Source organism: Pseudomonas sp. TE3728, from assembly GCF_056279145.1.
Genome location: NZ_JBWBQT010000001.1, coordinates 1257920 through 1283338 on the forward strand (window position 1 = coordinate 1257920; position 25419 = coordinate 1283338).

The following is a 25419-nucleotide window of genomic DNA, read 5'->3' on the forward strand; positions in this document are numbered from 1 at the left end:
TCGACGGTGTCGACTGCACGAATCTGATCACAAATCATCTTGGCCTGGGAATTGTTTCCCGGGTGTCGAAGGATGGCAGCGTGTGTCTGTCCGCTGATCACACCACCAACTTAGATGGCAGCGGTCTGGAGGGCGCCGGCGTAAATCTCGGGGTAAGGATGAGCTGGAGGGGTTTCCTGGACTTCTCCTAAAACCTATGCGGCATTCGTCCTTACCCAAGTCCTTCCAAATACACTGTTGTAACTGCTGAGAAGCATAAACTCCCATCCATGAGCATAATCAGCGCTGCTGCGTGATTGATATTGAGACGCCACTATAAACTGATCTTTCGCGTTAAAGACAGCGTTGATCAGCGAGACAGGCGCTTGAGACACGCGCTCAAGCTCCTCCACGAATTTGATCGTGTCAGAATCAAGCTGCTCGAACCGACGAGCATTACGGTTCGTCGACTTGAGGTAATCTGCAAAGGTCAGGACGATGTCGGTCGGGGCATTCAGCGCGCATGCTTTGCGAAACTGATCCCATTCAAACCAGCCAACTTTACGGTTACGGTGAGTGGTGGAGGTTTTCTCGGCAGCGTTTAAAGCGTCCGCTTCGAGACCTGCAAACTTTGCAATGTCGTCGAAAGTCGTCGGATGCTTAAGCGTCCCAGAAGTGTGGCCCTGATTCCCATCCGGGTCGCCAACGCGGATAGGCATAGGTCGAATCACCATAAGGATCTTGCGGATCCTGCTGGGTGATATCCCCGCTTCAGCGAGGCATCCTGCAACATTCGTGTCCCTGGACGTCACATGGGGATAGTCACCGTGGAAAATACTCAGCCCGCTACCTTGGGTTCCTTCCAGCAGAATGGAGTTACCGTTGCGGTAGGCCTCCTCCAACCTGTCTGATGTGCATCCGTGATATTTTCCAGGAGTCCCCACGTAAGGGCGCAGCTCATCAACATCCCGTGCGAGCCTGATCTCTTTACCTCTGCTCAGAATACGCCGCGCAGCCGCTACCCCACTTCCGCTTCCAGTAGAAGCGATGGTTGAGACCAGATGCCCCTTCTTCTCCGTCTCGATGTCTTCATCTTCAATAATGGTTGCTTGAGGATCGATGAACAATCGGTCTACGCCGATACCGCAAGCTTCAATCTCCTTCAAAAGCCCCGGCAATCGGATAGTCATGCCAGGGCCAAGGAGTAGCCGTGCGGTCACTTCACGCGACCCTGAGGGAAGATGATGATAGGTAAACGTGCCGGCGGCACTCGCCACGGTGTGTCCAGCGTTGGGGCCACCGACGCGAACCATGACATCGTACTCGCGAGCCAGGTAAGCCACGATATTGCCTTTGCCCTCGCTTCCGTACTGCCCGCCGATGAGAACATCTACACATCGGATTTCGGGCGGTGTGAAGAGGTGCAAGCGAGCGGCGACCCGCACCAATGTGTCCTCGGAATCTGAGCGCTCGGTTTAGATGCGAACGTCTGCATCCTGCTTGAGCGCATCGATCTCATCCGGATCCTTGAGTTGATTCACGTCCTCATAGGCTGGAGGGTTGGTTTGCCCTTCAACACGCTTGGCGTAACGCCCCTGAAGCGTGGGATCGCTAGCGTAGAGGTGCACATGTACCAGGTTGGCCCCGAAGGCCTGTCGAAACTGCAGTACCTGCGCCAGCGTATTCAGATGATCGACGACTAACGGTCGGCCATTCTCCTTCGCGCACATTGCCTGGGTTTCCAGAAGCATCCACTGTTCAAACTCGGCCTCATCCAGCTCACGTCGACGATCAAGCATGGTCGGCTGATCCATGCGAGGCGCCACTCATTATCTTCAAGGGCTCGACGATCGCAAACCACGGCGAAGCCAAACTCCTTTTCCAACAAACTGGCTAATCCACTCTTGCCGCTACAGGTCTTGCCACTGATCACTACAATCAGCCGAGTTTCCATGCGCTACTTCTCCCAGACGTCCATTATCTGATCTGCAATTTGCAACGAGGTGAGCTCTTCAGTGTCTAGAACTTTGTCCACAAAACCTGCGAGCGAACGAGCACTCTGCTCGTTAGGGTGCAGTACGCTCGCCTGATACTCTACGACAAGACTTGCGCCACGCGCAGCGTATCTCTGCTCCAGAACAGACTCTGGCGCGTTGATGTGCACGTGCCTCACCGCATCCCCGAACCGGAGCCTGAACAACTCCACCTGCTTGGGTTTACGGGCTGCGTCCAGCAGCCAGTTTTCAACATCCGGCTGAGCTTTGATGGCCGGGTTTGCCACGGACTCTATGAGCCAGGAAAAGTCGGTAGCCCCGTCGAGGATGTCACCGAGTTCTTGAAGGTTATGACGATTAACTGGCTCGTTCCGGGCGGCCAGTTGCGCCCGCAGAAATGAGCCACTGCTGATGGGCACAAACCCATAGTTTTCTTGTAGGGCGAGAGAAATCGATGTCTTGCCACTGGCCATCGGGCCACTCAAAAGCAGTAGTCGCTTCACTTCATGACAATCCCTGTCTTGCGTAAGCGTCCGCCCAACACACCTTGCGTAATTGCCAAGAGACGCAGCCCTAAGGTTTATCCTCTTTCATTCGCTGATGCTGAGACCGAGTGCTCGGATCTAACGAAACTTATCTAGCCGAGGGCAAGTGGGCCATACGCAATGCTGACAGTGAACGAGCCCCATGAAAGACAGGACACCGTTTCCCCCTTACGATAAGGGATAGGCAAACGGTTATGTTTATGACTAACAGCAACGATAAGAGTGGGGAGCTTTTGGGTCAGGAGCGGCGTCGCCGCTGGAGCCCAGAGCAAAAACTGGCCATGGTTCGCGAGAGTCTTGAGCCAGGGCAAAGCGTTTCGGTGGTGGCTCGGCGTAACGGCATCAATGCCAATCAGCTGTTCCTGTGGCGCAAGCTTTATCAGGACGGCAGTCTATCGGCGGTCAGCGCGGGCGAAGCCGTGGTGCCAGCCTCCGAGCTGAGCGATGCGCTCAAGCAGATCCGTGAACTGCAACGGATGCTGGCAAAAAAACGATGGAAGCGGAAATCCTCAAAGAGGCCGTTGAGATCGCCCGGTCGCGAAAATGGATTGCGCACTCACCCTTGTTGCCGGGGGACGACCAGTGAAGCTGGTCAGCGAATGTCTCGGTGTGGCGCGCTCGCAATTAACGGTTCGAATCAAGCAATCGGTATCGCCCAAGACACGGCGAAGCAGGCCTGTGAACGATGCTGAGTTGGTGGCCGAAATCCAGCAACAGGTCAGCGAGCTGCCCAGCTATGGCTACCGTCGTGTCTGGGGATTGCTGCGTCGCGCCCGTGAAACCCAGTTGCTGCCCGCGATCAACGTGAAGCGGGTTTACCGGGTCATGCGTGATCACAACCTGCTGCTTGAGCGCCGGATCAAACAGCCCGGTGTGCCACGTCGGCACGAGGGACGTATTGCCGTGGAAACCAGCGATACCCGTTGGTGCTCGGACGGCTTTGAGTTCCGCTGCGAGGATGGCGCCAAACTGAGCGTGACCTTTGCCCTGGACTGCTGTGATCGCGAAGCCATCGGCTGGGTCGCGAGCCCGACCGGGTACAGCGGCGATGATATCCGCGACTTGATGCTGGAAAGTGTGGAAAAGCGCTTCGGTGATCCACTGCCTGCAACGCCAGTGCAGTGGCTAAGCGACAACGGCTCGGCGTACACCGCCGAACAGACGCGTCTGTTTGCTCGACAGATCGGCTTGCAGCCGGTGACCACCCCGGTGCGCAGCCCACAGAGTAACGGCATGGCAGAGAGCTTCGTGAAGACGATCAAGCGTGATTACGTGGCGCACATGCCCAAGCCGGATCGAGAAACGGCGCTGCGTAACCTGGCAATTGCCTTCGAACATTACAACGAGCAGCATCCGCACAGCGCATTGAAATATCGCTCGCCGAGAGAGTTCAGGCGCTTAGCGGCAGCATCAATTTAACAGGGAGTTGGTGTCCGGTTTTGTAGGGGCAAGTCCAGCCTCCTCGTGGCAAGCGGTCGAATTGCTGCACCCCGGCCACAGCACCAAGCTGCAAAAACCGGTGGCCATCAACTGGGCCAAGGTACCCTTCAGCAAAGGCCCATGGATCGTCAACGACGAGGTAGGCGAGAGCGCTTACCAGATCCTCAACGAGCCTCAGGGCCGCACGTACCTGGCCAGCGACGCCCTCGCCCATGGCGGCGTCGGCATCTGGCAGAACAGCGCAGCCGACTCGGCGCGACGCATCGTTTCCCTGATCGGCCGCCATGCCGAACGCCAGCAACCGGGCGTTGCCGCCTGACTTTTTTCAATAAAGGACTGACCGATGAAAACCATGACTTTGCTCACAGGACTCCTCATGACCGCCACCGCCCTCAGCAGCCACGCCGACGAGATCAAACGCATCGCCCTGCCCAACTCCAGTTTCCCGATTTCGCTGGCGGTGTCGGTGCCGGCACAGACCGACCTGCTGTTTGTCAGCGGCCTGCTCGCCGACCTGCACGACCCGAAAGCACCGAAGGATTCCTTCGCTGCCTATGGCGACACCGCGACGCAGACCACCTCGATTCTCAACAAGCTCAAAGGCGTACTGCAAAGCCAAGGACTGGACCTGGGTGATGTGGTGCAACTTCGGGTGTTTCTGGTGGGCGATCCGGCCAAGGGCGGCAAGCTCGATTTCGCCGGGTTGCAGGAAGGCTATACGCCGTTCTTCGGCAGCGCCGCGCAACCGAACAAACCGGCACGCACCGCCGTGCAGGTAGTCGCCCTGCCGCTACCGGGCGGGTTGGTCGAAATCGAAGCCGTCGCCGCTCGCAAGAAGTGACACGGGCCCCAACCGATCTACAGGAGCTTCACTCCCATGCCCAACTGCCCTATTGACCCACGCATCGGGCGCCTTTCCAACGTCGCCGTCGCAAAAGCTTGTCGCAAAAGCCGGTGTTCCTCTCCCTGGGCGTGGCCACTGGGTCAAATCGGAAAAGCAGCTACAACGCAAACCCAGACCTCCTCAGGTCGAAGGCAATGTCCGATTCCAAGTGCTCGACCGTGACAACTCGCTCGCCACGACTGGCACTGATTTGAACTCACCTATAATCCGGCGAACGATTGTAGCCCCCTATAAATTAACCGAGCCTCACGCGCTAGTGGGTCATGGCGAAAGAGCGAAAAAACGTCGAAAGTCGAGGACGGCTACCTCGATTACGCAGGCAAGTGTGTCTTGAATGTGATGATTTCGTCGACATTGATAGAACACTGCGCAATCCTTTTTGATGCATTGATCAAAGAGGGTGTGGCTGAAGGTTATTCGTGGAAGATCAACGCTGAAGGAAAAACAGTCGTCACGGTCAACGCCCGATCGAAGTGTCCAAAATCATTAGGCCAGTTCAGTTACAAATCAGAACGATCTCTACAGGAATATCCTTTCAGGTTTAGACTCTCTCAACTCGTCCAGTGCCTACAGTTTCACCACCTCGCTGAATGGCAGTGCTTTGGCGCTGGGCGAACCCTGATCTGATTTTCTGACTGGCGTAGAGGCCCCCCTATCCCAGTAGTGACGATGACCGAAAACAGCAGGACATGGGTTTTCACTGGAGACGCAGCACCATTGAATGTGCGGATCCCGCTCCGGGAAAATCTAGCGGGACTATACGCTGATCATCTTGGGCTGCTTCTCTACTCCAGCATGCTGGATGCAGAGTTCGGCTCTGAAAATATACCCGCCGATAGTCCCTGGCTGATGTCGAGTAAGGAGATAGAGCGGTTGTCGATCCTGATTGTTCCGATGGTATAGCGGCTACGAATATCCGCTTTCTGAACAAGTGGTAGCTCGATGCTCGACGGGGCAACGTTCAATATCTTGCAGATCGCATCTACCTTAACGCCGATCATTTGCCGATGCTCACCGTGGTTCACCACCAGAATGACGATGAGGGTACTCTGATTGACTTCGGTTGGTTCCCCACCAAAATGCGTGCTTAGGTCGATCACCGGCACCACCGAACCGCGTAGATTGATCGCCCTGCGGGTCCTCCGCGGCCTATTCGATTCAAGGATGAGCCTATTGGCTTCTACGACTTCTTGAACGGAGTGAATGCCCACTGCGAACACCTCATCACCTAGGAAAAAGGGAAGGTATCGTCTGCTTTGTTCTGAGTTATCTTCATTTCCCATCTCCAGCGACGAAGCTATGTTGTAGGTATCAAAAACCTGCGCCGCCGCTTGCAGGCGATGAGAAAGTTCGACCAGCTCGCGCATCTTGACCGCGACTTCGCTGAGGTCTTGTTCGCTATTGTCTGTCCCCGACACTTCGTGGGTGGACCCAGATGACAGCAAGTTGGCCTGATGGCTCGTTTCGCCCCTCCCGGCGACGTTCTCTGTTGATATCGATCTATTGTTACCCTCTCTACGATGTCCGGAAGGAAAGGACAGAGCTGATGCAGTGGTTATATCCAGGCCCGTTCCCAGCCTGATCTCCAGGATGGTTTTGCTGGTATTTTCCATATCGCTGCGTATGCAACTGAGTCGCTCAACCACACCACGTTTGAGCTGCGCTTGCTCTTTGGGTTCTGCCTCGACAGACCGTTCAATGGAGAAGCGAAGTCTGCACAAATAAATGCACAAGGTAGCGAGTATCATGATTCCAAAGAGAATGATTAATACCAGCGAAGTAGAGAGGTGATGCACATTGACGAAGGATGCCTCATCCGGCACTCCGAGAGGTTGCTGCATTCGGGAAATGCTCATGTTGGATATTTTTTTGCTCAGATATTGGACATGCCGAGATCATGTCCAAGTTGGTTTTCTCATTGCGAATGGTTCCTGCAGCCGTTAGCCGCCAGCACTACCGCTTATACAACCAGGTACAAGTCGGTGAGGCCGCCCGGATATGGCTGTCAGAAATACGTTCGGTAGTAGATCATTTCTACCATGCATCACTGTTGACTAATCAGCTGACCGCTCCCACTCAAAGCTTGGAAGCGATCACGCTTCGTCAGACCTTGAAATGGCTGACCATCATCTGCAGCTGATTGCCCAGCCGCGCCAGTTCGACACTCGATGCGGCAGTTTCATCGCTGGCGGCAGCGGTCTGTTCGGAGACATCGCGTACGTTGATAATGCTGCGGCTGATCTCGTCGGCCACGGCGCTTTGTTGCTCGGCGGCGGTAGCGATCTGCTGATTCATCGATTGGATGTGCGATACGGTACGGGTGATGTTTCCCAGTGAGACACCGGCGTTGCGAGTCAGCGCCACGCTGCTGTCGGTCAGGCTGCGACTGTTGCTCATGATGCTGGCCACCTGCTCGGTGCCGCTCTGCAAACCGGCGACCAACCCTTCGATTTCCTCGGTGGACTTCTGGGTACGTTGGGCCAGGCCGCGAACTTCGTCGGCGACCACGGCAAAACCGCGACCGGCCTCACCGGCACGGGCGGCTTCGATGGCAGCGTTGAGGGCCAACAGGTTGGTCTGTTCGGCCACTGCCTTGATCACGTCCATGACACTACCGATCTTGTTGCTTTCCTGCTGCAAGCGGGTCATGGCCTCGGTAGAGCGCACCACTTCCTCAGCCAGGCGTTCGATCTGCACAATCACTTCACCCACGACTTTGTCGCCTTCGCGAGCCTCGCCATCGGCCATCGCGGCAGCTTGCGAGGCCTGCTCGGCATTGCGCGCGACTTCCTGCACGGTGACAGTCATTTCGTGCATGGCAGTAGCGACCTGATCGGTCTCGACTTTCTGGTTGTTGACCCCTACGCTGGTTTGTTCGGTGACGGCCGACAGCTCTTCGGCGGCGCTGGCGATCTGCGTCACACCATCGCGAACCCCACTGATGAGGTTGCGCAGGGTCTCGCCCATGTGCTGGATGCCTTGTTGCAGCACGCCCAGTTCATCGCGGCGGGTGACCACCAGGTTCTGGGTGAGGTCGCCGGCAGCGATGCGTTCGACAACGCCGAGGGTTTCGCGGATCGGACGAGTGATCTGGCGGGTGATGATGACAGCGGCCAGTATGCCAAACACCAAGGCCAACAAGGTGCTGCCCAACTGCTGGGCGCGAGCTTTGGTGACTTCGCTGTCGCGGCTGTCCAGTTGCATTTGGTAAAGGGTGTCGCTGCGGGTCCACAAATCGAGCCCTTGATCGACCAGTTCCTTACTTGCCAGGGCCACAGTGCTGGCCGCCGTCTTGTACGACTGAAACGCGGTACGGTAATTATTCAGCGCACTTTCCAACTGACGCAGCTTGTCTGGTTGGGTGTTGTTGAAACGCTCGTTGAGTTGCGTCAGTCCGCTAACGACTTCATTCAGTTGATTAACCGCTTTCTTCTCCGCTTCTGGATCGACGTTGGCGGCGTAGGTATATCCGCGCACTTCATAGCGGGCCAGCAGGAACGCTTCCTTGACCTTAGTGATGGCCTGGTACTGCTCGAAACTCTGATCGCTAAAAGGTATTTGGCGTACGCTGCTGTTGATGGCTGCGATCAGACCACCAGCCACTTCAGCGTTATCGCCTAGGGCTTGGCGTGCAGCGTTGGCTGTGAGGTAGGCACCGCGCATCTTGTTCAGTGATTGCTGGAAGTTGCTGATAATGGCCGCTTGTTCTTTGAGCAGCTTGAGATTCTCCGGGCGAGTGAATGTGTTGATCAGTTTTTGCTGCTGGGCGATAAACGCATCCAGGTTGACCTGCACGTTCTGTGCGGCGCCTTCATCGCCTTTGGACAGTAGGTATTGCAGGCGGGCCACGCGTATTTTACTGAGCAACGTGTTCAACTGGGTGATATCGCCCATTCGGTTGCTGCGCCACACCAGACTGTCCACGCTGGCCCAGCCGGTCAGGGCTAGGACGGCAGTCAGGGCCAGAACTAGGCCGAATCCCAAAGCCAGTTTGAGGTTGACGCTAATATTACCGAAAAATTTACTCACTCTATTCCTCGCAGGGCTCTCTGCTCTCTAGTATTCAGGTAGCTCAACCCCTGACTCCGGGGTCAGGGGTTGATGTCTCATAGACTTTATCGACGGAAAACTCACTTGCTGAAACGATTTTTCACTCTTTTTTCTTGACTTTGTTTGCGTCATTTTGGTGCGAAATTTTGATGATTACTTCTCCTAGCAGAGAAGTACCGGGGGATTGCCGAAGTGAGTTACTGGATGATCGAGTCTCTTTGCCCCAAATACAGGCAGTAGTTGATGCCTTAGTCGCCAAAAAAATATCGCAGACCAACGCGCCATTTCAGCATTGCCATGGCAAGAAATTTCTGCGTGCTCGCCGGAGCGGTTTGGGCTAAGAACGTAAGCCACAGCAACTCCACAAACTGGCTGACGGGATCACCCTGATAGGCGGCGTGATGAGGCTCGATGGGTTTTCTTCGTGCCTGCCGCAAACATCTACAGCTGTCCGTGCCTGCATGGCACATTAATGTTGATCGATGTTTCGGGACGCGCCTGGTTGTTCGACTCAAGCGGTATAGGAATGAAGGCTGGCAAGTTTCTTGAAGCTGTACTGTGGTAAAGCCGTATCCATCTGCGTTGGTGGACACCATTTCTGGGCTTAGCGGCATTAGCTGGATGACTTTGCCGGACGCATACGCAACATCGGACAATTCACGTAAAGGACGCGATTGTCGCAGACTTACGCCGCTACGGGGCGCCATCCGGAATGTTTCGCCCCCGGATGGCGCTTGTCTCAGATGCGGAACTGCTCCACCAATCGCTGCAACTGCTCGCCCAAGGCCTTCAGCTCCTGGGCGGTCTGCGCGCCTTGGCTGGCATCGTCGGCCACGCCGTCCGCCGCCACGGCGATCTGGTGCACGCTGCGGTTGACTTCTTCGGCCACTGCAGTCTGCTCCTCCGCCGCGCTGGCGATCTGCGCGCTCATAGAGTTGATGGTGCCGATCAGGATGGCGATGGTATCCAGCGACTCGCCCGCCTGGTTGGCCTGCTGGCTGGTCTGTTCGCCCATGTCGCTGGCCCGGCGCATGGCATTGACCGCCTGGAGGGTGGCGTGCTGCAAGCGCTCAATCATGCCCTGGATCTCGCCGGTGCTCTGCTGGGTACGGCTGGCCAGGGCGCGCACCTCGTCGGCGACCACCGCGAAGCCGCGCCCGGCCTCGCCGGCACGGGCCGCTTCGATGGCGGCGTTGAGGGCCAGCAGGTTGGTCTGGTCGGCGATGGAACGGATCACTTCGAGCACCCCTACGATGCCCTGCACATCCTGACGCAGGCCTTCGAGGGAATGGCTGGTGCTGCCCAAGCCGCCGACCAGTTCGCGGATCTGGCCGATGCTCTGCTCCACCACGCGCTTGGCATCGTTGCCCTGGCGATTGGTCTCGCTGGCCGCCTCGGCGGCGCGCTGAGCGCTCATCGCCACTTCATGGGCCGCTGCAGACATCTCGTTGATCGCGGTGGCGGCCTGCTCGGTTTCATGGCGCTGCCCGGACATCGCCTGCTCCGAACGTTCGGCTTGCGTGGCCACGTCGCTTACCAGGCTGGACAACTGGGTGGTGGTGCCCGCTACCTGGCGCACCAGCGCATGGATTTTCTCGACGAAACGGTTAAAGGAGAACGCCAGTTGACCCAGTTCGTCCTTGCTCGTCACCGGCAACCGGTGAGTGAGGTCGCCATCGCCCGCAGCCATGTCGTCCAGGTTGGCCTTGAGCATCTGCAGCGGACTGAGGATTGAGTTGCTCATCAGCACCGCGAGCAGGCCCATCAGCAGCAGCAAGCCGAGTGCCGAGCCAGTCATGATCAGCAACAGGTCGTCGATACGTGCCTGAAACTCGGCACGTGCCTGCTGCACGTCGCGCTCGACCCTGTCGAGATTGACCGAAGTACCGAACACCAGATTCCACTTGGGTAAGTACTGTGCATAACCCACCTTGGGCACCAGCACCTTGCCGTCGCCGAGCACGAAGCTGTAGTCGACGTAGTGGCTGTCGTCCTTGCCAGCGCGCACCAGTTCGCGCATCACATAGACCCCATTGGGGTCGCGGTAGTCGGCGAAGCTCTGGCCGATGCGATCGTCGGTGCTGCCTTGCAGGACCCGCACGGACTCGCCGTCATAGCCCCAGAAGTAGCCTTCCGCGCCATAAGACAGGTGCTTGAGCACGTCCACCGCCTGTGCGCGCGCGGCCATATTACCTGCGGCCGAGGCCTCGTAGATAGGCGCGACAGCCTTCATCGCCAGCTCCACGTACTGTTTGATTTCGCTGCGCCGATCCTGGGTCAGCTTCTCGCGGGTCTGCCTCTCCTGCTGGTCGGACAGTCGATGCAGGATAACCACGGCGACGGCGCTGAGCACCAGGGTCAACAACAGCATCGGCACCAGGGCCAACAACAGGACTTTGGAGCGTAACCGGAGAGTGGCAAGCATAAGGCGGTACCTTTGTAGATCGGACAACAGTGAGGGTTGTGTGCACACGAATAGTCTGGCAAAGTGGTCTGACCAATGGCCCACATATTGCTTTATCGGCAATCCTACGACTTGCTAAATAGCTGACGAAAAAAAAACGCCGCAGCGGGTTCTCCGTGGTCGCTTAACCCTGAAACTGAACTTGGTAGCCTTCCTGGGACAGCGTGCCGATGTAACTCGCGGTTAGGCGATAGAACTGGGCCTGATCGCTGTTGGTAAACACGCCTTTGGGCTCCAGCACTTCAGCCCAGTGATGCCCCGGCTTGCGCTCCATAAGCGTGCGATTCCCGCCTGGATGAAGAGTAAGGGGCCGGCCATCACCGCTCTGGCAAAATCCGTGGCATGACTTCTTCGCCCAATCTCGACCAAATGTCCCCCGAACAACTGCGTGCCTTGGCAGCGCAGTTGCTGTCGCAGGTCGACACTATGGGCAAGAAGATCAACCGCGACCAAACGGTGATCGAGAAGCTGACCCACGAGATCGCCGAACTCAAGTGCTTGAAATTTGCCAAGCTTAGCGAGCAGATGAATCCTGAGCAGGCCAGCCTGCTCGATGACCGGATCGATACCGATATCGCGGCGATTGAAGCAGAGCTTCAGGCCTTGCAAGCAGTGCCTGCGGCGACCGAAAAAAAGCAAAAACCTAAGCGCACGGTGTTGCCGGCAGAGTTTCCACGCACGTTGACCCATCACAAGCCCGACAATACTCACTGCCCATGTGGCTGCGCACTGAAACGCATCGGTGAAGACGTCAGCGTGTTGGCGCTGATGCGATTTTGACCCAAGCCGCCGGAAATCATTGACCCATTCGAATACTCAGCAATCGATGACCTTGCGTGGGATTTCAGAGGCTGCACATGGGTCAGCTAAAATCAGTAACCTGGGTCAAAATCGCATCAGCGCCAACAAGTGGTTCCCGCCGGAACGAAAAAAGGACCCGAAGGTCCTGATTTCAATCACTTATAGAATTCAGTGGAACTCTGCAGCGCAATATTTGGAGCGGGAAACGAGACTCGAACTCGCGACCCCGACCTTGGCAAGGTCGTGCTCTACCAACTGAGCTATTCCCGCGTCTTGGTGAGGCGCATTCTATAGAATCCACATCCCCCGTCAACCCCTTGATTCAAAAAAAGTTTATTTCTTTTCCACGTCCGTCTTCAGATGCGGCCAGGCAGCCCGCAAGTATTGGACCATGGACCACAACGTCAGGCCAGCGGACACTAGCAACAAGGCATAACCCATCAGGACCCAGAAGCTGAAGTCCGAAGGATTGGCCAGCAGGATCACCAGCGCCAGCATCTGCGCGGCGGTTTTCCATTTGCCCAGGTTCGACACCGCTACATGGGCGCGGGCACCGAGTTCGGCCATCCACTCGCGCAGTGCCGAGACAACAATTTCGCGACCGATGATAACGGCGGCCGGCAGCGTGAGCCACAGATTGCCATGCTCTTGCACCAGCAGAACCAGTGCAACGGCGACCATCAGCTTGTCTGCAACAGGATCGAGGAAGGCCCCGAAAGGAGTGCTTTGTTCCAGACGACGGGCAAGATACCCGTCGAGCCAGTCGGTCGCGGCGGCAAAGGCGAAGACCGAGGCAGACGCCAGATAGCTCCAGTGGTAAGGCAAGTAAAACAGCAAAATGAAGATCGGGATGAGCAGGACGCGTAGAACGGTAATCAGATTAGGGATATTCATCGGCACAACTGGCTACGAGGTGAGTTGGGCATTCTACTCGCTGTGCAGATTTGCATAAATCAACTCTGCGAGCTTTTTGCTGATTCCGGGTGCTTTGGCGATCTCTTCGATGCTGGCACGAGACAGCTCCTGCAATCCACCAAAATGTTTTAACAAATCGCGCCGACGTGTCGGTCCGACACCGGCAACGCCCTCAAGTGTAGACGTGCGGCGAGTTTTGCCACGACGTGCGCGATGCCCCGTAATGGCGAAACGGTGCGCTTCGTCGCGTATCTGCTGGATCAGATGCAGCGCGGGGGAATCGCCGCGCAAGGTGAACTCATGGGCTGCGTCGTTGAGGTACAGGGTTTCAAAACCGGCCTTGCGCGTCGCGCCCTTGGCCACACCCAAGAGAATCAGGTCTGGCACAGCCAGTTCGTTAAGCACGTCACGCGCCATGGACAGCTGGCCTTTGCCGCCGTCGACCAGCAGGATGTCCGGCAACTTGCCCTCGCCGTCCTTCAATTTACTGAAGCGCCGGGTCAAGGCCTGGTGCATCGCGGCATAGTCATCGCCTGGGGTAACGCCTTCAATGTTATAGCGCCGGTAGTCGGACTTGATCGGGCCTTCCGGGCCGAACACCACGCAAGACGCCACAGTGGCCTCGCCGCTGGAATGGCTGATGTCGTAACACTCAAGACGTTGCGGCGGCTCGTCCAGGTTCAGCACTTCGGCCAGCGCATCGAAACGGGCCGCAACGTGTTGCCGGTTAGCCAAACGTGCGCCCAGCGCTTGCTCGGCATTAGTGACCGCCAATTGCTGCCAGCGCGCCCGGGTGCCGCGTACTCGATGGCTGATGGTCAATTCTCGACCGCGCAGCTCTTCGATGGCTGCGATCAGGGTCGGAAAATCTTCGTGAACCACGTTGACGATCAGCTCGCTCGGCAAGTCCCGTTCAGGACTGCTGATGAAGTATTGGCCAAGAAACGCTGCCATGACTTCAGAAACGTCTTCCTCAATACCTACCTGCGGAAAGAAGTTCTTGCTCCCCAACACCCGACCACCGCGCACGCTGATCAAGTGTACGCAGGCGCCACCTGGGTTGACGAACGCCGCAATCACATCGACATCGCCTGTCCCGCCTTCCATGCTCTGCTGATCCTGCACCCGACGCAGCAATGAGATCTGGTCACGCAGCTCGGCGGCGCGCTCGAACTCGAGGTTGACCGCCGCCTCCTCCATGGCCGCAGACAACTCGTCCGCCAGAGCGTTGCTGCGCCCTTCAAGAAACATCACCGAATGGCGTACATCTTCGGCATATACCTCGGGCTCCACCAGCCCCACACACGGCGCCTTGCAGCGTTTGATCTGGTATTGCAGACAAGGTCGAGCGCGGTTCTTGTAAAAGCTGTCTTCACACTGACGAACGAAAAACGCCTTTTGCAGCAGGCTCAGGCTTTCGCGAATCGCACCCGCGCTGGGATAAGGGCCGAAATATTTGCCCTTGGCCTTTTTCGCCCCGCGATGAATGCTCAAGCGTGGGAACTGGCCATCCGAGAGAAAGACATAAGGGTAGGATTTGTCGTCGCGCAGCAGGATGTTGTACGGCGGACGCCATTCCTTGATGAGCGTCTGCTCAAGCAGCAAGGCCTCGGTTTCGTTGGCCGTGATGGTGGTTTCGACTTGGGCAATACGGCCTACCAGCGCAGCGGTCTTGGGGGCAAGACCGGCTTTGCGAAAGTAGCTCGCCAAACGCTTCTTGAGATTTTTGGCTTTGCCTACGTAGAGCAGGCGCGCATCGCTGTCGAACATGCGATAGACGCCCGGCCGACCACTGACTGTCGACAGAAAAGCACTTGGATCGAAGATTTCAGTCATTTTCAGAGGCTGGCATCAACCATGCCGTGACGAACCGCCAGCAGCGTCAATTCGACATCGCTGCTGATCGAAAGCTTCTCGAAAATACGGTAACGGTAGGTATTCACTGTTTTGGGCGACAGGCACAGTTTGTCGGAAATGATCTGCACCTTCTGACAGCCGACAATCATCAACGCAATCTGGATTTCACGCTCCGACAAGGCATCGAAGGGCGAATCATTGGTTGGCTGGAACGACTTGATCGCCAGTTGCTGGGCAATCTGCGGGCTGATATAGCGTTGCCCGGCAAACACCAGGCGGATGGCCTGGACCATTTCCGGCAATCCGGCGCCCTTGGTCAGGTAACCTGCGGCACCTGCCTGTAACAGCCGGGTAGGAAACGGATCTTCTTCGCACACGGTGACCGCGACGACTTTGATGTCCGGATGACTGCGCAGTAATTTGCGCGTGGCTTCGAGACCGCCGATCCCGGGCATCTTGACGTCCATCAGCACCACATCGGGTTTCAACTCACGCGCTTTGAGCAGGGATTCCTCCCCTGACTCGGCCTGACCGACTACTTGCAGGCCATCGATGTCAGCCAGCATTCGTGTAATGCCTGTACGAACGAGATCATGGTCATCGACTACTAGCACCCTAATCAAGCAGACACCTCGCGAATTGGTCTTATTGGGTTGTTGGACACCTTAGCAAAAAGCAACAGGCAGACCTAGCGGAAAGCAGCATATAAAAAGTGTCAAATCTTCTTGCGAGGCTTGCCGCCAGTGTGTTTCAGCGATGCAGTCCATTGATATCACGCTGCATTCTCAGGAAACACTGGTCTTTGCCGACCACCGTCAGGCCTTTTCTTTCGTAAAGCTTTTTTGCCGGATTATTTTCAAAGACGGTCAGACGCAATGCCGGACGTCGTTCCTTGCTCGCCATGGCGAATACCTGATCGATCACCCAGGAACCGGCGCCCTGCCCCTGGTACGCTTCGAGTAAATGCAATTCGCGGATATACAAGGCTCTGGCGTCACGGCTCAAGCTGACATAACCCATCACCGTGTCCTCCCGCACAATCAGCCAGTTTTCGCGTCCCTCCCAAGCGACATCGAAGGCCTCGTCCAGCCACAACAGCTCATGTTGAATGTAGTAGCGAAGCATATTTCGACAAGTCAGGTCACGGGCAAAGTCCAGGTCCCGCGGGGTTGCCGGACGCAATTCGAAACCCATTCAAGCCTCCGCCACAGCCACGATTTGCCCTTTCCAGCCGTCAGCATTGCGGCGAGCAACGACCATAAGGTTCCCCGTACCCGGCGCCGCCACCATCAACGTCCCGTCCGCCGCCCAGATTGCACTGCGCCCTGCCGACTCCCAGCCACCCGTTGCGCCACCATGATTGGCCATCAGAACCGCCATCGAGTGAGTGCAAGCATAGCCTTGCAATAGTGCGGTATCCGGAGCGTAGCCGTTTTCTGTGATCAACACGCCCGCGGCGTAAAGATCAGCGCCCTGCCGTGCCGCGGCTGCCGCGTGACTGGCGTGAGAAAAATCGGCGCAGACCGCCAGCGCGACGGTGTCGGTACCGATCTTTAATGTCGAACCGCCCGTTCCCGGAGCAAACGCCACCTCCTCGCCCGGGTGCAGATGCTGCTTGCTGTAAACCCCAAGCGAACCATCGGCGCCCAATACCAGAGCGCCGATCAACACCGGCGAATCGTCTGATAGACGAATCGGCATCCCAACGACACTGGTCACACCGACTTCCCGCGCGAAATCGCGCAGCGGTTGCAGCACTCCGGCGTCTGGCGCTATGGCCAGCTCCGCCGCCAGGCCGCGTTCGTACCCGGTCAGTGACAGTTCCGGAAACACCAGCAAGTGCACGCCCTGCTCTGCAGCAACCTGCATGAAGCGCCGATGCCTAGCCATATTGGCGGCAAGATCACCGGCGATGGAGATCGATTGAGCGGCGGCAATGGTCAGTGTCGTCATGGTTCGTCCTTGTGACGTTGTGGTTGTTGGGCGCAGCGCAAAGTGTGTCACAACCCCCGACGTACTCAAGCGATAGAAAAGCCCGTGATGATCGATAGCATTTTCTGATTGAATCCACGTACCGGCCTCTAGTAAGCTCGGCGCACTCATCGGAGACAGACCATGCTCAACGCCCTCTCACAGCTTCGTACCGCTAGCGCCCTGCGCTCGGTTGCAGCTGCCCGGGTGAATGACGTTTGTGCTTCGGTCAGCTTTTATTTTGGGTATTGGTTTAGCCACTGGCGCGCCTGATACCCACACGGCGCCCACTTTAAACGGGTCGCCACCAGAGAATTCTCAACCCCCGGTCGGCCTCCCGACCGGGGGTTTTGTTTTTTCAGCCCTGAACATTTTTAGCGTCACACCAGACAATTTGAGGATTCACGACATGAACTACGCCACTTATTACCGTTACGACAGTTTTACCGCCTGGCGATTTACCAGCCTCCGCTCGGGACAGCCTGCCGCCTCCGATCGGTCACCCACAGGTGGCAAGCACACACACGCAGCCAATCCGGCCAATTGTCGAACACCCCAGTAGGGCCGAGCGCGCGGGAACGAACCCGCCGCCAGCCCAGGAAGCCCGAATATGAACTCGTCCGTCTCTGCTCTGCCGCTGTCCACTTTGAACCCTGCCAATGAAGCGCTGACCTTGCGTCTGCCCAGCTCATTGCAGCTCAAACAACAATTACCCCTCAGCAACGCCCTGACCCGGCAAGTCGCCGCCCACCGTCAAGCGGTTCGCGCGATCCTCAACGGTGAAGACTCCCGTCTGCTGGTCATCGTCGGTCCGTGCTCGATTCACGATCCCCGTTCCGCCCTCGAATACGCTACCCACCTTGCCCGCCTGGCTGCCGAAGTCAGCGATGAGATGCTGCTGGTGATGCGCGCCTACGTCGAAAAACCTCGCACCACGGTGGGATGGAAAGGCCTGGCCTACGACCCGCATCTGGATGGCAGCGACGACATGGCCGGCGGTTTGACGCTGTCCCGCGAATTAATGCGCGAAATGCTCCAACTGGGCTTACCCGTTGCCACCGAACTGCTGCAACCGATGGCCGCCGGCTACTTCGACGACCTGCTGAGCTGGGTCGCGATTGGCGCCCGTACCACCGAATCACAGATCCACCGGGAGATGGCCAGCGGCCTGAGCATGCCGGTTGGATTCAAGAATGGCACCGATGGCGGTGTGGCTGTCGCCAGCGATGCCATGCGCTCGGCCGCCCATCCGCACCGCCATTTTGGTGTCGATAGCCAGGGGCATCCTGCAATTATCCAGACACCGGGCAACGCTGATACCCATTTGGTATTGCGTGGCGGCCATCGCGGGCCGAACTACGACCGTGACAGCATCGCTCAAGTGCACAGCGATTTGACCCGGCTCAAGATTCCGGCGCGGATCATGGTCGATTGCAGCCACGCCAACAGCGGTAAAGACCCATTGCGTCAGCCAGCGGTGTTCAACGACGTGCTTGAACAGCGCCTGCAGGGTGATCGATCGTTGATTGGCATGATGATCGAAAGCCATCTGTTCGAAGGTTGCCAAGCGCTGAGCCCGTCGCTGCGTTACGGGGTGTCAGTAACGGATGGCTGCCTTGGCTGGACCGGGACAGAACGGTTGTTGCAGCAGGCAGCCGAGCAACTTCGTGCGCAGCGCTGCACCCAACAGCCGAAGTGACCGGTGCCCGCCTTCCAGTTCTCCAAGCGAAAACTGGAAGGCGGTTGCCTTAAACCGGTTACGACTGCACTTGTACCAACGTGACTTCGGACTGTTGGCTCACATCGTCGAGACGTTCGACCGAATAGGCTACCCGGACCGTCAAATCCCGATGTTCGCGCCAAAACCTGTAGGGAACGATAAATACCAGCGGTTGACCGGCCATTTCCCTTGAGATCTCACGATCATCGCGATGATTGAAATGCTCCCCGTCACATTTCAGATAAACCAGCTCACCCTCTTCTGCCTGGGCATTGTCGATCACGACGGTGACACCATCGATCGCATCTTGCAGATCCAGCCAACCCTCATCGGCCTCCAGAACAGAGGGAGGCAATAGCGGTCCTCGCTCCAGAGGGCCGATCAACAACTGTGCAGTCTCCGAGCAGCGAGCCTCTTGGCCCTCTTTCTCGACGCAATAGCTGATCGTAATGGTTGCACCAAGGTTGGGAGCAATAGACTCGGGACTTACCCAGAACGACAGTTCGCCACCCACTGCAAAAGATTCGATTTTCAATGTGTCATTGAAGCTTGATTGTGGCGTACCGCCGGCCCAGGAAAGCAAGACCCGATCTCCAGCCGCCATCCGGGAATACGGCCTTATCGTAACGCGCGCGCCCTCGGCGACCCTGTCGGGATCAAGTGTGCCGCCCACCGCATCGTTCACAATCACAGGCAGCAGATCCGACCGGACATCACCGACGCTCAACTGTAAACGCCCGGACTCCAAAGGCTCACAATGGAGCGCGCTGTACAGCGTGTAGTAAACCTCGAGCGACCCGCCGTCCAGTGCGGCGATGTGTACGTCCGACACAGTAAAGACAATCACCCTGTCCACCTGGGCTTCGCTGACGAACCGCGACACTTCATGCCGATACGCCACACCCTCTGCATCGATACCTGACCAGGACAAGACCAGCTTGTCTCCACAGGCCATGGCCTGATAAGGCGCAACAGTGACAATGGCCTTTCTTTCGGATGGATCCAACATGGCGTTTTCCGCCTGGTCCAGCCGTGGTGCCGCCATGTATTGCTCTACAACATTCAGGTTTGCGGCTTCATAAATAGTCATTCATACGCTCCAGTCCTTGGAATAAATGCCGCCTTGAAAGTCGGCATCGAACGAAGCCTATTGAACCCCACGGTGCTGATTCGTGATGCAGGGCAAAGGCGTCGGATTGCACGGAAAAATGACGTTTCACAAGTAGGTCATTGCGAGAAAGCGTTCAACCATCGTTAAAAAGATGTCCAGATATTCCGACCAAGACCTCATGTTCATCCGAACTTTCGCACTATTTCTATTCCGTTTTCATCGGGTTACAGCGGCTTTTTCATACATCGCCGAGTAGCTGGTGTGCTTTAGAGTGCCCCCTTGAACACACACCTGACCTACTGCGAAAAAGGAATCTACATGCTACGGAATGCAACCACTCACTATCCGATCCTGCTGGTCCACGGGCTCTTCGGCTTCGATCGCATCGGCAACCTGGAATTGTTCCATGACGTCAAACTGGCCCTCAGGAGCGCCGGCGCCAGGGTCTTCATCCCGCATCTGTCGGCTACCCACAGCAATGAAACCCGCGGCGAGCAACTGTTGGCGCAGATCGATCGGGTACTGCTGGGGACCGGTGCAAGCAAAGTCAACCTGATCGGTCACAGTCAGGGGGCGCTTGCGGCCCGGTATGCAGGAGCGCTGGCACCCGAGGTGGTCGCCTCGGTGACATCGGTCAGCGGGCCGAATCATGGCTCGGAACTGGCCGACTTCCTGCGTAAGGCACTGATACCCGGACGCCTGCCGGAACACGTTGCCGGAGCGGTGGCCACGCTGTTCGCCGATTTCCTGTCATTGCTCAGTGGCAACCGGCATCTGCCGCAAAACGCCATTGCCGCGCTCAATGCACTGACCACCGAAGGCGTCGGCGCCTTTAACGACAAGTACCCGCAAGGGTTGCCAAAAACCTGGGGCGGCAAGGGGCGCGATCAGGTCAATGGCGTGCGCTACTATTCCTGGAGCGGCATTTTGCAGGGGGACATCCTCGATGAGGGGCTCCATGCACTCAATCCGCTGCACGGGTTTCTGCGGGCCTTCTCCCACTATTTCACCACCGAAGCCGAGCAGAATGACGGTATGGTCGGTCGATTCAGTTCCCATCTGGGCAAAGTGATCCGTTCGGATTATTCGCTGGATCATCTGGATAGCCTCGGCCAGACAACCGGTCAGGTCCGCCGGGGTATCGACCCGATTGCCCTGTATGTGCAACATGCCGAACGCTTGCGAAATGCCGGCCTTTAAAACGCTGCATGAAAGAGACGGAACTTTGAGGAAGAAATAGCCCACTGAATCCGGTAGGCTCCGCATTTTATTGAACATTGAATGGAGTATTTTCCCATGGCCAAAGCCACTGCCCGTCACATCCTGGTTTCCAGCGAAGAAAAGTGCAACGAACTCAAGGCCCAGATCGAGGCTGGCGCCGATTTCGCCGAAGTCGCCAAAGCCAACTCCTCCTGCCCTTCCAGCCGTCAGGGCGGTGACCTGGGTTCGTTCGGCCCGGGCCAGATGGTCAAGGAATTCGACACCGTGGTCTTCAGCGCGCCGATTAACGTGGTGCAAGGCCCGGTCAAGACCCAGTTCGGTTACCACCTGCTGGAAGTGACCAGTCGTCAGGACTGATCAGCGCTTTGAGTTTGCTACACAACGGCCCGCCTTTTGGTGGGCCGTTGTGTTTTCGTTACGTGATACGGCTGGCGAGGGACGCGCCGCTAGCGTACAAATTGTGGTTATCCACCACCCGGCTCTAAGGCTGACAATGCGACTGGCTTTCCCCACTTTGTTGTTCACTGCCGTGGCGCTGCTATTAAGTGCCGCTGGTGTGAATGCTGCACCGCAACATGCGTTGACCGTGTACGGTGAACCGGCGAAGTATCCCGCGGGCTTCAGCCATTTCGCCTACACCAACCCGCGCGCGCCCAAGGGCGGCACGATGCGTCGCTCAGCGATGGAAATCGGTCATTTCGACCATATGCTGCCGTACATCGACAAGGGCACGGGTGTCACGCAGATCGACGGCTTGATCTACTCGCCCCTGGCCCAGCGTTCGCTGGATGAGCCCTATACCGTTTACGGCCTGGTCGCCCAACAGATGGAGCGTTCCGACGACGGACTGTCGCTGCGTTTCTACCTGAATCCGAAGGCCCGTTTCGCCGACGGCAAGCCGATCACCGCCGAAGACGTGCGCTATACCTTCGACCTGCTGATGACCCAGGGCAGCCTGCGCTATCGCACGCAGTTCGCCGACGTCAAAGGCGTCGAAGTAGAGTCACCACTCACCATTCGGTTCGACTTCAAGAGCAACGAAAACCGTACCCTGCCCCTGGACATCGCGACCTTGCCGGTGTTTCCCGAGCACTGGTGGAAAACCCGCGACTTTGCCAACGGAGGTGGTTACGAGCCGCCACTGGGCAGCGGGCCGTACCGCGTGAGCAAGGTCGACTCCGGGCGCAGCATCACCTTCGAGCGTAACGCCGACTGGTGGGGCAAGGATTTACCGGTCAACCGTGGCCTCTACAACTTCGATCATTTCAGCATCGAGTATTTCGGCGATACCGATGTCGCCCGCCAGGTCCTGCGAGGTGGCGCCTACGACTACAACCGCGAGTTCTCCGCCACCGCCTACTCCATCGGCTACGAAAGCCCGGCCCTGAGCGACGGTCGCCTGCAAAAGGCCCACCTGGCCAAAGAGGCACCGCAATCGGCCCAGGGCTTTGTGTTCAACCTGCAAAACCCGATGTTCCAGGACCGTCGCGTGCGTCAGGCCCTGGCCATGCTCTGGGATTTCGAGTGGAGCAACCGGCAGATGATGCGCGAGATGTACATCCGCCAGCAGAGCTACTTTTCCAACACCGACCTCGCTGCCCGAGAACTGCCCGACGCAGGTGAACGGGCGATTCTGGAACCGCTGCGCGGGCAGATCCCCGACGAAGTCTTCACCCAGGTCTTCGAAGCGCCGAAAACCGACGGCAGCGGCGTGATTCGCGACAAACAGTTGCAAGCCCTGGGTTTGCTCGAACAAGCCGGGTGGAAACCCGATGGCGATCAACTGGTCAACGCCCAAGGCCAACCGCTGAGCTTCACTTTCCTGGTCAGCCAGAACGGCATGAACCGACTGCTGTTGCCTTATAAGCGCACCCTGAAACAAATCGGTATCGACATGAATATTCGCCACATCGATGCCTCCCAGTACGTCAACCGCCTGATGTCCCGGGATTACGACATGATCGTCACCGGCTACCCGGTCACCACCTCGCCGGGTAACGAGCTGTACAACTACTTTGGCTCGGCGGCGGCCAACGATCCCGGTTCCAACAACTATATGGTGCTGAAGAACCCGGCGGTCGATACGCTGGTCAACGGCCTGGTTCGCGCCACCACCCAGGCTGACATGTTGCGCTACGCCCATGCCCTGGACCGCGTCCTGCAATGGAACTTCTATTGGATTCCCAATTATTACCCGCCGGGCAGCTCGACCGTGTGGTGGAACCGCTTCGGCATTCCCTCTGTACAGGCGAGCAATGACGAAGCTATCGAGAGTTGGTGGGAAGTGAGCTCCACCCCGCTGACCAATCAACAAATGACCGCCGAGCTCATCAAACGCGGCAAGCCCGGAGGACCGCACTGATGTGGGCTTACATACTGCGGCGCCTGCTGCTGATCATTCCGACATTGGTGATCATTCTTCTGGTCAATTTCGTCATCGTCCAGGCCGCGCCCGGTGGCCCGGTGGAACAGGCCATCGCGCAATTGCAGGGCATTGGCGGTGCGAGTGTCGGTGGCGGTTCCAGCGAAACCATGCATGGCAGCTCACGGGCCAGTCGAGGGCTCGACCCGCAGCTGATCAAGGAGATTGAAAAGCAATATGGCTTCGACAAACCGGCCCCGGAGCGTCTGTGGCTGATGCTCGGGAGCTACGCCCGCCTCGACTTCGGCAAGAGCTTCTTCCGCGGCGCCACCGTTACCGACCTGATCCTGGAAAAAATGCCGGTGACCATTTCTCTCGGGCTCTGGGCCACGTTGATCACTTATCTGGTGTCGATTCCCCTGGGCATCCGCAAGGCCGTGCATCATGGCAGCCATTTCGATATCTGGAGCAGCACCGCGATCATCATCGGTTATGCCATGCCGGCGTTCCTGTTCGCGATGTTCCTGATTGTGGTCTTCGCCGGCGGCACCTCATTGAACTGGTTCCCGGTGCGCGGGCTGGTCTCGGACAATTTCGAGTCGCTGTCGACCCTGGGCAAAATCACCGATTACTTCTGGCACCTGGTGCTGCCAGTGACAGCGCTGGTGGTTGGCGGTTTCGCCACCCTGACCATCCTCACCAAGAACTCCTTCCTCAATGAAATCACTCGCCAATACGTGGTCACCGCCCGAGCCAAGGGCTTGAGCGAACGCCGGGTGCTTTACGGTCATGTGTTTCGCAACGCCATGCTGCTGGTGGTGTCAGGAATTCCGCAGGCCTTCATCAGCGTATTTTTTGCCGGCTCACTGCTGATCGAAGTGATTTTCTCCCTCGATGGCCTGGGTCGCATGAGTTACGAAGCCGCGGTTTCACGGGACTATCCGGTGGTATTCGGTTCGCTGTTCATCTTCACCTTGTTCGGCCTGCTGATAAAACTCATCGGCGACCTCTGCTACACCCTGGTCGACCCACGCATCGACTTCGCCGCGAGGAACGCCTGATGTTCAAGCTCTCGCCGCTGGGCCGTCGCCGTTTCGAGCGCTTCAAGAAAAACCGCCGTGGCTGGTGGTCGCTGTGGTTGTTTATCGGCCTGTTCCTGCTGACCCTGGGCGGCGAGCTGATCGCCAACGACCAACCGCTGGTGGTCAGTTATCAGGGCTCGCTGTACTTCCCGGCATTCAAACGCCACACCGAACAGGAGTTTGGTGGGCAACTGCCATTCCAGGCCGATTACCGCAGCGATTACGTGCAGAAGCTGATTCATAAGGACGGCGGCTGGATGCTGTTTCCTCCGATCCCGTTCAGCGACGACACGCCCAATTACGACCTCAATCAACCGGCGCCGAGCCCGCCGTCGAAGGTCAACTGGCTGGGCACTGACGATCAGGCCCGGGACGTGCTGGCCCGGGTGATTTTCGGGGCGCGGGTGTCGATTCTGTTCGCGCTGGCGCTGACCTTCATCAGTGCGTTGATCGGCATCGCCGCCGGTGCGCTGCAAGGCTACTACGGGGGTTGGGTCGACCTGATCGGTCAGCGCTTGCAGGAAGTCTGGTCGGGGCTGCCGGTGCTGTACCTACTGATCATTCTGTCGGGCTTCGTTGAGCCGAATTTCTGGTGGCTGCTGGGGATCATGGCGCTGTTTTCCTGGCTGGCGCTGGTGGACGTGGTGCGCGCCGAGTTCCTGCGCGGGCGCAACCTGGAATACGTCAAGGCCGCCCGTGCGCTGGGCCTGACCGACCGCAAGGTGATCGTGCGGCACATTCTGCCCAACGCGATGAACGCCACCCTGAGTTATTTGCCGTTCATTTTGACCGGGGCGATTTCCACCCTTACAGCACTGGACTTTCTCGGCTTCGGCATGCCGGCCGGCAGTGCGTCCCTAGGTGAGTTGATTGGTCAAGGCAAGCAGAACCTGCAAGCGCCGTGGCTGGGGCTGACGGCGTTTTTCACCCTGGCGCTGATTCTTTCTTTACTGGTGTTTATCGGGGAGGCATTACGTGATGCCTTTGATCCTCGGTCTTGAAG

Annotated in this window: 20 protein-coding genes, 1 tRNA gene and 5 pseudogenes; 10 read left to right on the forward strand and 16 right to left on the reverse strand. The window is 57.6% G+C overall.

Annotated features, from left to right (window positions below):
- Window positions 1-194: 194 nt before the first annotated feature.
- The 3 genes from ACZ89R_RS05030 to ACZ89R_RS05040 all read right to left on the reverse strand — a co-directional run bounded on the left by ACZ89R_RS05030 (window position 195) and on the right by ACZ89R_RS05040 (window position 2476).
- Window positions 195-1322, reverse strand: a complete 1128-nt coding sequence (locus ACZ89R_RS05030) for an adenylosuccinate synthetase (protein WP_476241465.1) — start codon at window positions 1320-1322, stop codon at window positions 195-197.
- A 132-nt stretch (window positions 1323-1454) separates the two neighbouring features.
- Window positions 1455-1793, reverse strand: coding sequence for a hypothetical protein (locus tag ACZ89R_RS05035; RefSeq protein WP_429546482.1), 339 nt, complete (start codon window positions 1791-1793; stop codon window positions 1455-1457).
- A 143-nt stretch (window positions 1794-1936) separates the two neighbouring features.
- Window positions 1937-2476, reverse strand: coding sequence for a nucleoside/nucleotide kinase family protein (locus ACZ89R_RS05040; RefSeq protein ID WP_429546481.1), 540 nt, complete (start codon window positions 2474-2476; stop codon window positions 1937-1939).
- A gap of 242 nt (window positions 2477-2718) precedes the next feature.
- On the opposite strand from ACZ89R_RS05040, the pseudogene ACZ89R_RS05045 reads away from it, so the two are divergent.
- From ACZ89R_RS05045 to ACZ89R_RS05055, 3 genes and pseudogenes are all read left to right on the forward strand, one after another.
- Window positions 2719-3937, forward strand: a pseudogene (locus ACZ89R_RS05045) (IS3 family transposase).
- Between the two features lie 37 nt (window positions 3938-3974).
- Window positions 3975-4277 (forward strand): annotated as a pseudogene (locus ACZ89R_RS05050) (monoamine oxidase); the annotation flags it as partial.
- Window positions 4278-4301: 24 nt separating this feature from the next.
- Window positions 4302-4799: a RidA family protein gene (locus ACZ89R_RS05055; RefSeq protein WP_008006142.1), complete on the forward strand. Its 498-nt coding sequence runs from the start codon at window positions 4302-4304 to the stop codon at window positions 4797-4799.
- Between the two features lie 848 nt (window positions 4800-5647).
- Here the strand turns inward: ACZ89R_RS05055 and ACZ89R_RS05060 are convergent.
- From ACZ89R_RS05060 to ACZ89R_RS05085, 6 genes and pseudogenes are all read right to left on the reverse strand, one after another.
- A complete protein-coding gene (locus tag ACZ89R_RS05060; RefSeq protein WP_429546480.1) occupies window positions 5648-6703 on the reverse strand; it encodes a chemotaxis protein CheW in 1056 nt (351 codons plus the stop codon).
- A gap of 262 nt (window positions 6704-6965) precedes the next feature.
- Window positions 6966-7829 carry a methyl-accepting chemotaxis protein gene (locus ACZ89R_RS05065; RefSeq protein WP_476241493.1) on the reverse strand — a complete coding sequence of 288 codons (864 nt, stop codon included), beginning with the start codon at window positions 7827-7829 and terminating at the stop codon, window positions 6966-6968.
- A 42-nt stretch (window positions 7830-7871) separates the two neighbouring features.
- Window positions 7872-8756: pseudogene (locus ACZ89R_RS05070) on the reverse strand (methyl-accepting chemotaxis protein); the annotation flags it as partial.
- 895 nt (window positions 8757-9651) lie between these two features.
- Entirely contained in the window at window positions 9652-10407 is a 756-nt protein-coding gene (locus ACZ89R_RS05075; RefSeq protein WP_429547895.1) for a methyl-accepting chemotaxis protein, read from the reverse strand.
- A 102-nt stretch (window positions 10408-10509) separates the two neighbouring features.
- Window positions 10510-11337, reverse strand: a pseudogene (locus tag ACZ89R_RS05080) (cache domain-containing protein); the annotation flags it as partial.
- A gap of 163 nt (window positions 11338-11500) precedes the next feature.
- Complete coding sequence (locus ACZ89R_RS05085) at window positions 11501-11650, reverse strand: hypothetical protein (protein WP_429546479.1); 150 nt, start codon at window positions 11648-11650, stop codon at window positions 11501-11503.
- 68 nt (window positions 11651-11718) lie between these two features.
- Between ACZ89R_RS05085 and ACZ89R_RS05090 the strand changes: the two are divergent.
- Window positions 11719-12132, forward strand: a pseudogene (locus tag ACZ89R_RS05090) (transposase domain-containing protein); the annotation flags it as partial.
- A gap of 239 nt (window positions 12133-12371) precedes the next feature.
- Here the strand turns inward: ACZ89R_RS05090 and ACZ89R_RS05095 are convergent.
- The 6 genes from ACZ89R_RS05095 to ACZ89R_RS05120 all read right to left on the reverse strand — a co-directional run bounded on the left by ACZ89R_RS05095 (window position 12372) and on the right by ACZ89R_RS05120 (window position 16902).
- A tRNA-Gly gene (locus ACZ89R_RS05095) sits at window positions 12372-12447 on the reverse strand.
- Between the two features lie 63 nt (window positions 12448-12510).
- Complete coding sequence (gene pgsA / locus ACZ89R_RS05100) at window positions 12511-13071, reverse strand: CDP-diacylglycerol--glycerol-3-phosphate 3-phosphatidyltransferase (RefSeq protein ID WP_008066866.1); 561 nt, start codon at window positions 13069-13071, stop codon at window positions 12511-12513.
- Between the two features lie 33 nt (window positions 13072-13104).
- Window positions 13105-14928 (reverse strand): excinuclease ABC subunit UvrC, encoded by a 1824-nt coding sequence (uvrC, locus tag ACZ89R_RS05105; RefSeq protein ID WP_063340136.1) that lies wholly within the window; start codon window positions 14926-14928, stop codon window positions 13105-13107.
- A 2-nt stretch (window positions 14929-14930) separates the two neighbouring features.
- Window positions 14931-15572, reverse strand: a complete 642-nt coding sequence (gene gacA, locus ACZ89R_RS05110; RefSeq protein WP_008015884.1) for a response regulator transcription factor GacA — start codon at window positions 15570-15572, stop codon at window positions 14931-14933.
- 127 nt (window positions 15573-15699) lie between these two features.
- Window positions 15700-16143, reverse strand: a complete 444-nt coding sequence (locus ACZ89R_RS05115) for a GNAT family N-acetyltransferase (protein WP_429546477.1) — start codon at window positions 16141-16143, stop codon at window positions 15700-15702.
- The gene (locus ACZ89R_RS05120) at window positions 16144-16902 is read right to left on the reverse strand and encodes a carbon-nitrogen hydrolase family protein (protein WP_429546476.1); all 759 of its coding nucleotides are present in this window, start codon (window positions 16900-16902) and stop codon (window positions 16144-16146) included.
- A gap of 628 nt (window positions 16903-17530) precedes the next feature.
- On the opposite strand from ACZ89R_RS05120, the gene ACZ89R_RS05125 reads away from it, so the two are divergent.
- Window positions 17531-18619 carry a 3-deoxy-7-phosphoheptulonate synthase gene (locus tag ACZ89R_RS05125; RefSeq protein ID WP_429376144.1) on the forward strand — a complete coding sequence of 363 codons (1089 nt, stop codon included), beginning with the start codon at window positions 17531-17533 and terminating at the stop codon, window positions 18617-18619.
- A 58-nt stretch (window positions 18620-18677) separates the two neighbouring features.
- Here the strand turns inward: ACZ89R_RS05125 and ACZ89R_RS05130 are convergent, their stop codons facing one another.
- Window positions 18678-19730, reverse strand: coding sequence for a hypothetical protein (locus ACZ89R_RS05130; RefSeq protein ID WP_429546475.1), 1053 nt, complete (start codon window positions 19728-19730; stop codon window positions 18678-18680).
- Window positions 19731-20069: 339 nt separating this feature from the next.
- Here ACZ89R_RS05130 and ACZ89R_RS05135 point away from each other — a divergent pair, with 339 nt between their 5' ends.
- The 5 genes from ACZ89R_RS05135 to ACZ89R_RS05155 all read left to right on the forward strand — a co-directional run bounded on the left by ACZ89R_RS05135 (window position 20070) and on the right by ACZ89R_RS05155 (window position 25417).
- Window positions 20070-20951 (forward strand): esterase/lipase family protein, encoded by an 882-nt coding sequence (locus tag ACZ89R_RS05135; RefSeq protein ID WP_192343762.1) that lies wholly within the window; start codon window positions 20070-20072, stop codon window positions 20949-20951.
- Between the two features lie 96 nt (window positions 20952-21047).
- The gene (locus tag ACZ89R_RS05140; RefSeq protein WP_007898306.1) at window positions 21048-21329 is read left to right on the forward strand and encodes a peptidylprolyl isomerase; all 282 of its coding nucleotides are present in this window, start codon (window positions 21048-21050) and stop codon (window positions 21327-21329) included.
- Window positions 21330-21465: 136 nt separating this feature from the next.
- Complete coding sequence (locus ACZ89R_RS05145; RefSeq protein ID WP_429546474.1) at window positions 21466-23334, forward strand: extracellular solute-binding protein; 1869 nt, start codon at window positions 21466-21468, stop codon at window positions 23332-23334.
- A complete protein-coding gene (locus ACZ89R_RS05150; RefSeq protein WP_123495005.1) occupies window positions 23334-24395 on the forward strand; it encodes a microcin C ABC transporter permease YejB in 1062 nt (353 codons plus the stop codon). Before ACZ89R_RS05145 ends, ACZ89R_RS05150 begins: the two co-directional genes overlap by 1 nt.
- Window positions 24395-25417 (forward strand): ABC transporter permease, encoded by a 1023-nt coding sequence (locus ACZ89R_RS05155; RefSeq protein ID WP_123495006.1) that lies wholly within the window; start codon window positions 24395-24397, stop codon window positions 25415-25417. The genes ACZ89R_RS05150 and ACZ89R_RS05155 overlap by 1 nt, the downstream gene beginning before the upstream one ends.
- Window positions 25418-25419 lie beyond the last annotated feature (2 nt).

Coding starts and splice junctions, on each gene's coding strand:
- ACZ89R_RS05135 (WP_192343762.1), top strand. CDS start 20,070: ATGCTACGGAATGCAACCACTCACTATCCGATCCTGCTGGTCCACGGG.
- ACZ89R_RS05055 (WP_008006142.1), top strand. CDS start 4,302: ATGAAAACCATGACTTTGCTCACAGGACTCCTCATGACCGCCACCGCC.
- ACZ89R_RS05060 (WP_429546480.1), bottom strand. CDS start 6,703: ATGCAGCAACCTCTCGGAGTGCCGGATGAGGCATCCTTCGTCAATGTG.
- ACZ89R_RS05065 (WP_476241493.1), bottom strand. CDS start 7,829: ATGGGCGAGACCCTGCGCAACCTCATCAGTGGGGTTCGCGATGGTGTG.
- ACZ89R_RS05130 (WP_429546475.1), bottom strand. CDS start 19,730: ATGACTATTTATGAAGCCGCAAACCTGAATGTTGTAGAGCAATACATG.
- ACZ89R_RS05155 (WP_123495006.1), top strand. CDS start 24,395: ATGTTCAAGCTCTCGCCGCTGGGCCGTCGCCGTTTCGAGCGCTTCAAG.
- ACZ89R_RS05125 (WP_429376144.1), top strand. CDS start 17,531: ATGAACTCGTCCGTCTCTGCTCTGCCGCTGTCCACTTTGAACCCTGCC.
- ACZ89R_RS05075 (WP_429547895.1), bottom strand. CDS start 10,407: ATGTCCGGGCAGCGCCATGAAACCGAGCAGGCCGCCACCGCGATCAAC.
- uvrC (WP_063340136.1), bottom strand. CDS start 14,928: ATGACTGAAATCTTCGATCCAAGTGCTTTTCTGTCGACAGTCAGTGGT.
- ACZ89R_RS05140 (WP_007898306.1), top strand. CDS start 21,048: ATGGCCAAAGCCACTGCCCGTCACATCCTGGTTTCCAGCGAAGAAAAG.
- ACZ89R_RS05035 (WP_429546482.1), bottom strand. CDS start 1,793: ATGGATCAGCCGACCATGCTTGATCGTCGACGTGAGCTGGATGAGGCC.
- ACZ89R_RS05115 (WP_429546477.1), bottom strand. CDS start 16,143: ATGGGTTTCGAATTGCGTCCGGCAACCCCGCGGGACCTGGACTTTGCC.
- ACZ89R_RS05120 (WP_429546476.1), bottom strand. CDS start 16,902: ATGACGACACTGACCATTGCCGCCGCTCAATCGATCTCCATCGCCGGT.
- pgsA (WP_008066866.1), bottom strand. CDS start 13,071: ATGAATATCCCTAATCTGATTACCGTTCTACGCGTCCTGCTCATCCCG.
- ACZ89R_RS05085 (WP_429546479.1), bottom strand. CDS start 11,650: ATGGAGCGCAAGCCGGGGCATCACTGGGCTGAAGTGCTGGAGCCCAAA.
- ACZ89R_RS05145 (WP_429546474.1), top strand. CDS start 21,466: ATGCGACTGGCTTTCCCCACTTTGTTGTTCACTGCCGTGGCGCTGCTA.
- ACZ89R_RS05150 (WP_123495005.1), top strand. CDS start 23,334: ATGTGGGCTTACATACTGCGGCGCCTGCTGCTGATCATTCCGACATTG.